General features: G+C 71.1%; 9 protein-coding genes. All 9 read right to left on the reverse strand.

Annotated features, from left to right (window positions below; genetic code table 11):
* Positions 1-70: 70 nt before the first annotated feature.
* A complete protein-coding gene (locus tag OG599_RS11050; protein ID WP_327175804.1) occupies positions 71-850 on the reverse strand; it encodes a TIGR03936 family radical SAM-associated protein in 780 nt (259 codons plus the stop codon).
* A 123-nt stretch (positions 851-973) separates the two neighbouring features.
* The gene (locus OG599_RS11055; protein WP_327175805.1) at positions 974-2,236 is read right to left on the reverse strand and encodes a hypothetical protein; all 1,263 of its coding nucleotides are present in this window, start codon (positions 2,234-2,236) and stop codon (positions 974-976) included.
* A gap of 85 nt (positions 2,237-2,321) precedes the next feature.
* Positions 2,322-4,247 (reverse strand): TIGR03960 family B12-binding radical SAM protein, encoded by a 1,926-nt coding sequence (locus OG599_RS11060; RefSeq protein ID WP_327175806.1) that lies wholly within the window; start codon positions 4,245-4,247, stop codon positions 2,322-2,324.
* A 52-nt stretch (positions 4,248-4,299) separates the two neighbouring features.
* The gene (locus tag OG599_RS11065; RefSeq protein WP_327175807.1) at positions 4,300-5,835 is read right to left on the reverse strand and encodes a CYTH and CHAD domain-containing protein; all 1,536 of its coding nucleotides are present in this window, start codon (positions 5,833-5,835) and stop codon (positions 4,300-4,302) included.
* A gap of 107 nt (positions 5,836-5,942) precedes the next feature.
* Positions 5,943-7,136 carry a rod shape-determining protein RodA gene (rodA, locus tag OG599_RS11070; RefSeq protein ID WP_327175808.1) on the reverse strand — a complete coding sequence of 398 codons (1,194 nt, stop codon included), beginning with the start codon at positions 7,134-7,136 and terminating at the stop codon, positions 5,943-5,945.
* The gene (gene mrdA / locus OG599_RS11075) at positions 7,136-9,307 is read right to left on the reverse strand and encodes a penicillin-binding protein 2 (RefSeq protein WP_327175809.1); all 2,172 of its coding nucleotides are present in this window, start codon (positions 9,305-9,307) and stop codon (positions 7,136-7,138) included. Before mrdA ends, rodA begins: the two co-directional genes overlap by 1 nt.
* 40 nt (positions 9,308-9,347) lie before the next feature.
* The gene (gene mreD, locus OG599_RS11080) at positions 9,348-10,007 is read right to left on the reverse strand and encodes a rod shape-determining protein MreD (protein ID WP_327175810.1); all 660 of its coding nucleotides are present in this window, start codon (positions 10,005-10,007) and stop codon (positions 9,348-9,350) included.
* An 11-nt stretch (positions 10,008-10,018) separates the two neighbouring features.
* The gene (mreC, locus tag OG599_RS11085; protein WP_327175811.1) at positions 10,019-11,134 is read right to left on the reverse strand and encodes a rod shape-determining protein MreC; all 1,116 of its coding nucleotides are present in this window, start codon (positions 11,132-11,134) and stop codon (positions 10,019-10,021) included.
* A 122-nt stretch (positions 11,135-11,256) separates the two neighbouring features.
* A complete protein-coding gene (locus OG599_RS11090) occupies positions 11,257-12,276 on the reverse strand; it encodes a rod shape-determining protein (RefSeq protein ID WP_055599051.1) in 1,020 nt (339 codons plus the stop codon).
* Between the last annotated feature and the right edge of the window lie 92 nt (positions 12,277-12,368).

The raw sequence follows: 12,368 nt of genomic DNA on the forward strand, positions 1-12,368 counted from the left end.
GCGAAAGTCTTCTGGTCAGTGCGCGGCCCGACCCCGGTGCCTTCCCGGGGGCCGCGCTACAACGACCGCCTTACGCGGAACCCGAACCTTCAGGCGCCGTCGCGACACTCCCGGGGGCCGTCGCGGGGACGGCCGGGGGTGCGTCGCGGTCGGGCGCGAGCGGGTCGGTCACCGTGCCGGACTCCTCGTCGAAGAGCCCCTGCGCCAGCCTGGTCACCGCTACGGGGACCGGCGGCGCCAGGTCGGCCACAGCTCGGAGACCGGACAGGACGTCGTCGGGTCGTACGGCGGGTGTCATGTGCCGCACTACCAGGCGCAGTATCGCACAGGCGGTGTCCACGGACCCATCGGCTCGTGGATCGAGGGCCTCAAGACCGACCACGGCCTCGCGGGCGTCGAAGGTACGCATACCGTTCTTCGCCCGGCGCTGGACCTCGACCGTTTCGGCGGCGAGGAAGGCGGCCACGGCCTGTTCGGCGTCCTTGACGGTGACCCCGTCCAGGCGCATCTCCCAGATGGAGGCGGTCAGCCGGTCGGCGAGCCCGGAGGTCCGGGCCTCCACGGCGTCGGTGATGTCGAGGCCGTCCGGGAGGGACGTGTTGAGGAGGTCCTGCAGGACCTTCGGGTCGCGGTGCTCGGTGAGCGCGATCTCCAGGAACTCGGCTTCGCTGCCGGTGCCGGTCGGAGCCGCGTTGGCGTACGAGACCTTGGGGTGCGGGGTGAAGCCCGCTGAGTAGGCCATGGGTACCTCGGAGCGGCGCAGGGCCCGCTCGAAGGCACGCTGGAAGTCTCGGTGGCTGGTGAACCGGAGGCGGCCGCGCTTGGTGTAGCGCAGTCGGATGCGCTGCACCGCCGGTGCGGGCGGCGGGCCTTCGGGCTGTCGCTTGCCCAGTGGTTCTTCTCCTCGGTGCGGGGCGGGCGCGGTGGCGCGCCGCCCACGAAGTACAGGTCGTCACGGGGGGCCCGCTCCGGCTCACCCCCTCCGGCCTGTGGTTCCGCCGGGCGGGGAGATCTCGGGTGCGGGCGCCACGCCGTGCACGGGTGTCGCATGGTGCTCCTCACCCAGAGTACGCGCAGTAACCCTCCCGGGTCCGCCGACCTCCGGGTTCGCCGGCCGGCCGTTCACCGGCCGGCCGGTGAACGCGCGCCATGCGTCGCGGCGGGCCTGGCGTACGGCGTCGCGTGCCGTACGCAGCGTGCCGCGCACGGCACGTCCGGTCGCGGCGGCGGCGATACGGGCGGGCTTCCACACCCAGTCCCGTACGGCGTGCCCGACCGGGGTGCAGAGGGTGCGGTAGCTCCAGGCCAGGGGCGCGACGAGGAGGGTGCGGAGCAGCCACGCCAGGGCCCGCCCGAGCGCCCGGCTGATCATTCCGGTGATCCGCCAGGCCACCACGAGCGCCGCACCGGTCTCCCGCAGCACAGGGAGGAGGACACGCCGCCAGAGCCAGGCGACGGGGACGGCGACCAGCATCCGCAGGCACCACACGAGCCCGGCCCCCACCGCACGGAGGAGCCGGAGCGTGCCCCGCCCGAGCGGGGTGAGCACCGACCGCCAGAGCCAGACCACCGGCACCACCAGCAGGATGTGCGCCAGCCAGGCGACGGCGAGGCCGAGGGGGGTGAGGACGTACCGCCAGAGGCCGACGAAGGGCCGGACGAAGAGCGCGAGGCCGAGCCACCGCAGTACGGCGAGGAGCCCGTGCCCCAGCGGGATCAGCAGGGCGCGGTACAGGCCCCGCAGCCCGTGTCCTGCCGGGGTGAGGACGGCCGCGTACAGCCAACGGCACGGGACGAGGACGCCGTACCGGACGAGTGGGACCAGCACGTACCGCCAGAGGGAGACCACCGGCCACACCGTCAGCGCCCAGGCCACCAGCACCAGCGCGCGGCCGACCGGGGCGAGCACCGCGCGGTACAGCCACCCGAGCGGGACGACCACGAGGTACGTCCACGCCCAGGCGACCGGGCGGACGACCAGGTGGCGCCACACCCGGGCGACGCCACGGCCCAGCGGCCGCAGCACCACCCGGTCCAGGCCACGCAGGGTCACGGCGAGCAGGTCCCACACGACGCGCACCGGCAGCACGACGAGCACCGCGACGATCCGGACCGGGATGCGGACGAGTTCGACGAGGCAGCCGTCGCCGGGCTCGTACCCCGCGGGCGCCTGGTGCCTGCCGTACCCCGGCCGCTGCCGTACGACCCGGGTGCCGTGCTCGTTCTCGCCGTCCATGGGGTTCATCATGCAAAAGGCCCGCCCCGGGGGATCCCGGGGACGGGCCTTTGTCACACGCTTGGTACGCCGACCGGCGCGCCGGTCACTTCACCACGGTGAGCGGCAGCAGCTTCTTGCCGGTGGGGCCGATCTGGATGTCCAGGTCGAGCTGGGGGCAGACGCCGCAGTCGAAGCAGGGGGTCCAGCGGCAGTCCTCGACCTCGGTCTCGTCGAGCGAGTCCTGCCAGTCCTCCCAGAGCCAGTCCTTGTCCAGGCCGGAGTCGAGGTGGTCCCAGGGCAGGACCTCCTCGTAGGTGCGCTCGCGGGTGGTGTACCAGTCGACGTCGAGGCCGAAGCCGGGCAGCGTCTTGTCGGCGCAGGCCATCCAGCGGTCGTAGCTGAAGTGCTCGCGCCAGCCGTCGAACCGGCCGCCGTCCTCGTACACCGCGCGGATGACCGAGCCGACGCGGCGGTCACCGCGCGAGAGCAGGCCCTCGACGATGCCGGGCTTGCCGTCGTGGTAGCGGAAGCCGATGGAGCGGCCGTACTTCTTGTCGCCGCGGATCTTGTCGCGGAGCTTGGCGAGCCGCGCGTCGGTCTCCTCGGCGCTCAGCTGCGGCGCCCACTGGAACGGGGTGTGCGGCTTGGGGACGAATCCGCCGATGGAGACGGTGCAGCGGATGTCGTTCTGGCCGGAGACCTCCCGGCCCTTGGCGATCACGTTGACCGCCATGTCGCCGATCTGGAGGACGTCCTCGTCGGTCTCGGTGGGCAGGCCGCACATGAAGTACAGCTTCACCTGGCGCCAGCCGTTGCCGTACGCGGTGGAGACCGTGCGGATCAGGTCCTCCTCCGAGACCATCTTGTTGATGACCTTGCGCATGCGCTCGGAGCCGCCCTCGGGGGCGAAGGTGAGACCGGACCGGCGGCCGTTGCGGGTCAGCTCGTTGGCGAGGTCCACGTTGAACGCGTCGACGCGGGTGGACGGCAGCGAGAGGCCGATCTTGTCCTCGGTGTACCGGTCGGCGAGGCCCTTGGCGATCTCGCCGATCTCGGAGTGGTCGGCGGAGGAGAGCGAGAGCAGGCCGACCTCCTCGAAGCCGGTGGCCTTCAGACCGCGGTCGACCATCTCGCCGATGCCGGTGATGCTTCGCTCCCGCACGGGGCGCGTGATCATGCCGGCCTGGCAGAAACGGCAGCCGCGGGTGCAGCCGCGGAAGATCTCGACGGACATCCGCTCGTGGACGGTCTCGGCGAGCGGGACCAGCGGCTGCTTCGGGTAGGGCCACTCGTCGAGGTCCATGACCGTGTGCTTGGACACACGCCACGGCACGCCCGACTTGTTGGGCACCACACGGGCGATGCGGCCGTCGGGTAGGTACTCGACGTCGTAGAAGCGCGGGACGTAGACGCCACCGGTACGGGCGAGGCGGAAAAGCACCTCGTCGCGGCCGCCGGGCCGGCCCTCGGCCTTCCAGGCGCGGATGATCTCGGTGATCTCCAGGACCGCCTGCTCGCCGTCGCCGATGACCGCGCAGTCGATGAAGTCGGCGATGGGCTCGGGGTTGAACGCGGCGTGGCCGCCCGCGAGCACGATCGGGTCGTCCATCGTGCGGTCCTTGGACTCCAGCGGGATGCCCGCCAGGTCCAGGGCGGTGAGCATGTTGGTGTAGCCGAGCTCGGTGGAGAAGCTCAGCCCGAAGACGTCGAACGCGCCGACGGGCCGGTGGCTGTCCACGGTGAACTGCGGCACCTTGTGCTCGCGCATCAGCTCTTCGAGGTCCGGCCAGACGCTGTACGTGCGTTCGGCGAGGACCCCTTCGCGCTCGTTGAGCACCTCGTAGAGGATCATGACGCCCTGGTTGGGCAGACCGACCTCGTACGCGTCGGGGTACATGAGCGCCCAGCGGACGTCGCATTCGTCCCACGGCTTGACGGTGGAGTTCAGCTCACCGCCGACGTACTGGATGGGCTTCTGCACATGCGGGAGCAGAGCTTCGAGCTGTGGGAAGACCGACTCGGCAGACATCTCGCGAACCTTCGTGAGCTGGCAGGGGTGACCATCCAGCGTACCCCGCTGTTCACCTCTTCAGCGCCGCCCGCAGCCGGGCCCCGGACGCGCGGTCCCACACGCGGGGCAGCTCGTCCTCCAGCCGGGCGGCCGTCGCCTCCTCGCGGCCGTACAGAACTCCCCAGGTGAAAGCGGACTCGCCGGCTCCATGGGCGTGCACGGCCATGGCGCGCAGGGCGGCGCGGGCGACCACGCCGTCCTGGTGGTCGCCGAGCAGACTCTGGACGGCCTTGACCCGTTCGGCGAGCCGTTTGGCGGGCTTGCCGAGGGCGGGGCGCGCGGCCTCGGCGGCGTACCGGGTGCGCTTGGCCGCCTTGCGGGCCTCGTGCATCGCGAGGTCGCGGTCGTGGCCCGGCGGCAGGTCGAGGGCGTGGCGGACCCGGGCGGCGAGCCGGTCGTGGTCCTTCAGCACCGCTCGGGCGAGCGTCCCGGCGGCGTCCTCGCCGGCCGCGGGCAGCAGTGGCGGGCCGGCGAGCAGCGCGTCGAGGCTGTCGAGCAGCGCGAGGTGGCGCTCGCTGTCGAGCGCCACGAGGATCCGGCGGCGGGCGGCGGCGCGTTCCGCGGCCCCCCACCGCTCCAGCCTGCCCCGCACGGGCCCCAGCAGCAGGGTGGGTTCCACCGCGTCGACGCGGTCGGACAGCCGCGCCTCCAGGACCTCGTGGTCCCGGCCGGTGCCGAGTTCGGCGGCGAGCCACTTCAGTTCGGCGCCCAGCTGGTCGGTGACGGCCCGGTCGAGGACCTTCCGGTACGTCTTGAAGGCGCTGCGCAGCCGCCGGGTGGCGACCCGCATCCGGTGCACCGCGTCGGGCAGGTCGCGGCGGACGGCGGGGTCGAGGGTGACGATCGTCCCGATCTGACGGCGCACGTGGGCGAGGACCTGCTCGCCCGCGGTGCCGGGCTCCCCGCCCGCCGGCGCCCGACGCCCGGTCTCCTTCTTCCCCGGTGCCGTCTCGGCGAGCGCGCGGCCCACCTTGGAGTCGGAGGCCGAGGCGCGTACGCCCGCACCGGCGAACCGCTCCTCCACGGCGTCCAGGAAGGCGGGGTCGCCGTCGTCGGCCAGCTCGACCTCGATCTCGGTCCACCCGGCGGTGGCTCCGGCGCCGTCCGCCGTGAGCCGCTCGGCGAGGACCGTGTCGACGCTCAGCTCGGCGAGCAGCCGGCCTTCGGCGTCGGCGAGGTGGTGGACGTCGCGCGAGGAGAACAGCCGGACGACCGGGACCACGGGCCGGCCGCGGACCCGGGAGCGGATCAGTCCGGCGAGCTCGTCGGGCAGGGTGTCGGCGAGCGGCGCGCGGATCTCGTCGCGTACGCCGGGGGCCACCGGGAACTTCACGTGCCAGCCCTCTTCGTCGCCGCCGGTCCTGCGGCGCAGGGTGACGGAGCCCGCCGCCAGCCGGAAGTCCTCGGTGTCGTAGTAGACGGCGTCGAGTTCCACCACCCCGCGGGGCACGGACGCGGCCGTTCCGGCCACCCCGGTGAGGTCGGGCAGCCGGATGCCGGGAGCCGCTTCGTACTTCCGCTCGATCTCGCGCTTCACGTCGGCCATGGTCCGAATCTAACGCCGGGGCCCGGTGGATTCACGGGCCCGGACAGCACTCCGGCCCGGTGGCTGCTGCCACCGGGCCGGAGGACGGGTAGGGCCTTCCGTTCGGATCAGGCGGTCGTCGGCCGCTGCACCCGGATCGACTGGAGCAGCCCGATCGCGACCCAGACGGCGAACATCGACGACCCTCCGTACGAGACGAAGGGCAGCGGCAGACCGGCGACCGGCATGATGCCGAGGGTCATTCCGATGTTCTCGAACGCCTGGAAGGCGAACCAGGCGATGATCCCGGCGGCCACGATCGTGCCGTACAGCTCGGTGGTCTCGCGGGCGATGCGGCAGGCGCGCCAGAGGACGACGCCGAGCAGGACGATGATCAGCCCGGCGCCCACGAAGCCCAGTTCCTCGCCGGCGACCGTGAAGACGAAGTCGGTCTGCTGCTCGGGGACGAACTGCCCGGTGGTCTGGGTGCCGTGGAAGAGCCCGGTGCCGGTGAGGCCGCCGGAACCGATCGCGATGCGCGCCTGGTTGGTGTTGTAGCCGACGCCCGCCGGGTCCAGGGCGGGGTTGGCGAAGGCGGCGAACCGGGCGATCTGGTAGTCGTCCAGCAGCCCGAGCTGCCAGACGGAGACGGCACCGAGGGCGCCCGCGCCGAGGAGCCCGAAGACCCAGCGGTTGGAGGCGCCGGAGGCGAGCAGGACGCCGAGGACGATGAAGACCATCACCATGACCGAGCCGAGGTCGGGCATGAGCATGACGATGCCCATCGGGATCGCGGCGACCCCGAGGGCCTTGGCGACGGTCCGGTGGTCCGGGTGGAGCTGGTCGCCCGCGTCGACGCGGGAGGCGAGCAGCATCGCCATGCCGAGGATGATGGTGATCTTGGTGAACTCGGAGGGCTGGAGCGAGAATCCGCCGCCGATGATGATCCACGCGTGCGCGCCGTTGACCGTGGCGCCGAGCGGGCTGAGGACCGCCAGCACCAGGACGACGGAGAGCGCGTAGAGGATCGGTACGGCGCCGCGCAGGGTGCGGTGGCCGAGCCAGATCGTGCCGATCATCAGGCCGAAGCCGATGCCGGTGTTGAGGGCGTGGCGGAAGAGGAAGTAGTACGGGTCGCCGTGGGTGAGGCCGTTGCGGCCCCGGGTCGCCGAGTAGACGAGCAGCGACCCGATGAAGGAGAGCGCGAGCGCCGAGCCGAGCAACGGCCAGTCGAGCCGCCGCACGACGGAGTCGCGTGCGGTGAGCCGGGCCCAGGAGGACCGCTCGGGGCCGTACCCGGAGACGGAGAAACCACCGGCCATCAGTCCCGCCTCCCGAGTGTCGCGGCGAGCGCCTGCTGTCCCTCGCCGAGGGGCTTGTTGGCGTCGGGGTCGTACGGCTTGACCTTCGGCGCGTTGATCGTGCCGTCGGGCTGGATCCGGGGGAGGGTCTTCTGCGGCGTGGGCAGCAGGGCCTTCTTGAGGTCCTGCTTGCCTTCGGCGTCCAGGCCGTAGAGGGCGTTGTAGATGTTGCGCACGGCGGGGCCGGAGGCGCCGGAGCCGGTACCACCCTGGGAGATCGTCATGACGATCGAGTAGTCCTTGGTGTACGTGGCGAACCACGAGGTCGTCTGCTTGCCGTAGACCTCGGCGGTACCCGTCTTGGCGTGCATCGGGATCTTGTCCTGGGGCCAGCCGCCGAACCGCCAGGCGGCGCTGCCCCGGGTCGCGACACCCGCGAGGGCTTCGTCTATTTTGTCGCGCGTGTCTCCGGTGAACGGAAGCTTGCCGTGCGAGACGGGCTTGATCTCCTGGACCGTCTGCCCGTCGCCGCTGACGATGGCCTTGCCGACCGTGGGGTCGTAGAGGGTGCCGCCGTTGGAGATCGCGGCGTAGATGGTGGCCATCTGGATCGGGGTGACGAGGGTGTCGCCCTGCCCGATCGAGTAGTTGACGGAGTCACCGGCGCGCATCTTGTCGCCTTCGCGGCAGTTCTCGTACTCGATCTGCTGGGCGTACGTGCCGTCCTTCTTGCCGTCCTTGCACCAGTAGGCCTTGTTGGCCTTGAAGAAGTTCTCCTTCCACAGGCGGTCGGGGACGCGGCCGGTGACCTCGTTGGGGAGGTCGATGCCGGTCTCCTTGCCGAGGCCGAACTGGTGCGCGGTCTTGTAGAACCAGTCGCCGGGGTTCTTCTTCGGCGAGGTGCCGCCGTCCTTCAGCCACTCCTTGTGCGCGATGCCGTAGTAGACGGTGTCGCAGGAGACCTCCAGGGCGCGGCCGATGGTGATGGAGCCGTAGCCCTGCGACTCGAAGTTCTTGAAGGTCTGGCCGCCGATGGAGTACGAGCTGGGGCACGGGTAGTTGCCGTCGAACGGGTACCCGGCGTTGACCGCCGCCGTGGAGGAGACGACCTTGAAGATGGAGCCGGGGGCCGCCTGGCCCTGGATCGCCCGGTTCAGCAGAGGGTAGTTGGACTTCTTGGTGGTGAGCTTCGTGTAGTCCTTGGCGGAGATCCCGCCGACCCAGGCGTTGGGGTCGTAGTCCGGCAGCGAGGCCATCGCGACGACCCGGCCGGTCTTGGCCTCCATCACGACGACGGCGCCGGAGTCGGCCTTGTAGTTCTCGTTGGTGTTCTTGTCGAACTCCTTGCGGGCCGTCTTCATCGCCTTGTCGAGCTCGTACTCGGCGACGGACTGCACCCGTGCGTCTATCGACGTGACGACGGACGATCCGGGCTCGGCCGGGTCGTTGTCGGCCTGCCCGATGACCCGGCCGAGGTTGTCGACCTCGTAGCGGGTGACGCCGGCCTTGCCGCGCAGCTCCTTGTCGTACGTGCGCTCCAGGCCGGAGCGGCCGACCTGGTCGGAGCGGAGGTACGGCGACTCGGTGTCCTGGGCCTTGGTGATCTCCTCGTCGGTGACCGGGGAGAGGTAGCCGAGGACCTGGGCGGTGTTGGCGCCGCCGGGGGCCGCGTAACGGCGTACGGCGGTGGGCTCGGCGGTGATGCCGGGGAAGTCCTCGGCGCGCTCGCGGATCTGGAGGGCCTGCTGGGTGGTGGCCTCGTCGGTGACCGGGATCGGCTGGTAGGGCGAGCCGTTCCAGCAGGGCTGGGGGGTCTTCGCGTCGCAGAGCCGGACCTTGTCCTTGACGTCCTGCGGTTTCATGTCGAGGACGTCGGCGAGGCGGGTGAGGACGGCGTCGCCGTCGTCCGCCATCTTCAGCAGCTCGGTGCGGCTGGCGGAGACGACGAGGCGGGTCTCGTTGTCGGCGAGCGGTACGCCGCGCGCGTCGAGGATGTCGCCCCGGACGGCGGGCTGCACGACCTGCTGGACGTGGTTGTTCTTCGCCTCGTCGGTGTACTCCTGGCCGTTGCGGATCTGGAGGTACCAGAGTCGGCCGCCGAGCGTCAGGAGGAGGGAGAAGACGAGGATCTGGATGACGACGAGGCGGATCTGGACGCGCTGGGTCCGGCCGGTCTCGGGGATGTTGCTCACGGTGCGCCCCCGTCGGTGGTGCTCGGGTGCTGGTCCGGCCTCACAGTCGCTTGACCCCCTTGATCCTTCCCGCGCGCGCGGCGCGATTGCGGGCGGCCCTGACGCGGAGTCCGCCGCGCTGGTTGCCGATCGTCAGGCCGGTGCCCGAGGAGAGCCAGCCGGCGGAGACGTCGCCGCCGGCCGACTCGGAGACCGGGTCCTTCTCGGTGCGTCTGGCGAGCCCCATGATCAGCGGTACGACGAACGGCGCGAGCAGCAGGTCGTAGACGGCGGCCGTGAACACCAGGCTGCCGAGGCCGACGTGCCGGGCCGCGGTATCGCCGACGAGGGCGCCCACCAGCGCGTACAGCAGGGTGGTGCCGACGGCCGCCACGACGACGAACGCCATGGGGCCGAAGGCCGACTTGAGCTGCCCGTTCTCCGGGCGGACCAGCCCCGCGAGGTAGCCGATGACGCAGAGCACCAGGGCGTAGCGCCCGGCGGCGTGGTCGGCGGGCGGGGCCAGGTCGGCGAGGATGCCCGCGCCGAAGCCGATCAGCGCGCCGCTGACGTGCCCGTACACGAAGGCGAGTCCGAGGACGGTGAGCAGCAGCAGGTCGGGGACGGCTCCGGGGAGCTGGAGCCGTGCGAGCACGGATACCTGGACCACGAGGGCGACCACGACGAGGGCGACGGAGAGCAGCGTCCGGTTCAAGCGCATGGGGTTCAGCCCTACTCCTGGTCGTCTGCCTGGCCGTCGGGGTCGGCGGCGGCGTCGGTGTCTGCGTTGGCGTTCGCGTCGGCGTCGGTGTTCGCGTCGGGGAGCGCGGCGACGTCGGTGGCACCGGCCGCCGCCTCGCCCGAGGCGGTCGCGCCGGGCGTCTGGTGGATGTTGCCGACGACCCTGCCGCTGCCGTCGACGAGGTCGCCGTTGGGCTGGACGGTCACGGTGACGGTCGGGGTGGGCTTCGGCTTGGCAGGCTTGGCGGCCTTCTTCGGCAGGACCGCGTCGCGCGGGTCCGTGCGGGGGGCCTCCACCACGATGCCGACGATGTCGAGCTTGGTGAAGCCGACGTACGGCTTGACGTAGACGGTCCGGGTGAGGTCGCCGCCGGACGGGTCGACGCGGACGACCTCGCCGACCGGGACACCGGGCACGAACGGCTTGCCCTTGCTGGAGCCGAAGGTGACGAGCCGGTCGCCCTTCGCCACCTTGGCCTTGCCGTTGAGGAACTGCACCGAGAGCGGGCTGTTGCCCTGGCCGGTGGCGAAGCCGAGTTCGTCGGTGTTCTCCATCCGCGTGCCGACGGTGAAGTCCGGGTCGTTGGCGAGGAGTACGGTCGCGGTGTTCGGGCCGACGGTGGTGACCCGGCCGACGAGCCCTTCGCCGTTGAGCACGGTCATGTCGCGGGCGATGCCGTCCTTGGAGCCGGCGTCGATGGTGATCGTCCAGGAGAAGCCCTGGGCCGCTCCTATGGCGATGACCTGGGCGCCCTTGATGCCGTACTGGCCCGCGTTCGCGTTCTTGAGGATCGCGTCGAGCTGGCGGACCCGGCTGTTGGTGCGGGCGTCGCTGCCGAGCTCCGTCTTGAGCTCCGCGTTCTCCTTCTGCAGGGCCGCGATCTTGTCGTGCCGGTCCCCGGAGTCCCGGACGGCGCCGATGGCGTTGCCCACCGGGTCCACCGCCGCCGCCACGCCGTTCTCGACAGGCCCGAAGACCGTCGCGGCGGCCTGCCGGGCGCCGTCCACCGGCGAGTCCTCGCCGCCGCGGATGTCCACCGTGATCAGTGCGAACGCGATGACGATCAGCAGCACCAGGAGCAGCCGGCTCTCTCGTGTGTCCCTCACGTGCGGCGGCCGTGCCTTCCTCGTAGGAATGTTCGTGCCTGTATATCAACGATCTGCCGTACGGGGCGGCAGCGCCCGCACGGCAGACCGAAGGTGTGTCAGGGGCCTGTCGGCCGCACCGCTCAGCGGCGCGGCTGCGCGTCCAGGACCTGCTGCAACGCCTCGAACTCCTCGACGCACTTGCCGGATCCGAGCGCCACCGAGTCCAGCGGGTCCTCGGCGATGTGGATCGGCATGCCCGTCTCGCGGCGCAGCCGCTCGTCCAGCCCGCGCAGCAGCGCGCCGCCGCCGGTGAGGACGATGCCGCGGTCCATCACGTCGCCGGAGAGCTCGGGCGGGCACTTGTCGAGCGTCGTCTTCACGGCGTCGACGATCGCGTTGACCGGCTCCTCGATGGCCTTGCGGACCTCGGCGGCCGAGATGACGACCGTCTTGGGCAGTCCGGAGACGAGGTCCCGGCCGCGGATCTCGGTGTGCTCGTCCTTGTCCAGGTCGTACGCGGAACCGATCGTGATCTTGATCTGCTCGGCGGTGCGCTCACCGAGGAGGAGGGAGTACTCCTTCTTGATGTGCTGGATGATCGCGTTGTCCAGCTCGTCCCCGGCGACCCGGATCGACTGGGCAGTGACGATTCCGCCGAGGGAGATCACCGCGACCTCGGTGGTGCCGCCGCCGATGTCGACGACCATGTTGCCGGTGGCCTCGTGGACGGGGAGGCCGGAGCCGATGGCCGCCGCCATGGGCTCCTCGATGATGTGCACCTGGCGGGCACCGGCCTGCGTCGACGCCTCGATGACGGCGCGGCGCTCGACCCCGGTGATGCCGGAGGGCACGCAGACGACGACGCGCGGGCGGGCCAGGTAGCGGCGCTTGTGGATCTTGAGAATGAAGTAGCGGAGCATCCGCTCGGTGATCTCGAAGTCGGCGATGACGCCGTCCTTCAGCGGCCGTACGGCAACGATGTTGCCCGGCGTACGGCCGATCATCTTCTTGGCCTCGGAGCCGACCGCGAGAATGCCGCCGGTGTTGGTGTTGATGGCCACGACGGACGGCTCGTTCAGGACGATGCCGCGCCCCCTGACGTACACCAGCGTGTTGGCAGTCCCGAGGTCGATAGCCATGTCACGACCGATGAACGACATTGAGTTCCCCTTGTTCCCCATGAGGATGCGGCGGTGCCTTCCCGAGAAAGCATGATGGCTGGTTCTGCTCGGCGAATCCGGCGCGCTGCGGG

The organism is Streptomyces sp. NBC_01335 (assembly GCF_035953295.1).
Classification (GTDB): Bacteria; Actinomycetota; Actinomycetes; order Streptomycetales; family Streptomycetaceae; genus Streptomyces.

What these genes read in the sequence shown, in the direction of transcription:
- OG599_RS11055 (WP_327175805.1), bottom strand. Translation starts at nt 2,236, where the DNA reads ATGGACGGCGAGAACGAGCACGGCACCCGGGTCGTACGGCAGCGGCCG.
- OG599_RS11060 (WP_327175806.1), bottom strand. Translation starts at nt 4,247, where the DNA reads ATGTCTGCCGAGTCGGTCTTCCCACAGCTCGAAGCTCTGCTCCCGCAT.
- OG599_RS11065 (WP_327175807.1), bottom strand. Translation starts at nt 5,835, where the DNA reads ATGGCCGACGTGAAGCGCGAGATCGAGCGGAAGTACGAAGCGGCTCCC.
- rodA (WP_327175808.1), bottom strand. Translation starts at nt 7,136, where the DNA reads ATGGCCGGTGGTTTCTCCGTCTCCGGGTACGGCCCCGAGCGGTCCTCC.
- mreD (WP_327175810.1), bottom strand. Translation starts at nt 10,007, where the DNA reads ATGCGCTTGAACCGGACGCTGCTCTCCGTCGCCCTCGTCGTGGTCGCC.
- OG599_RS11090 (WP_055599051.1), bottom strand. Translation starts at nt 12,276, where the DNA reads ATGTCGTTCATCGGTCGTGACATGGCTATCGACCTCGGGACTGCCAAC.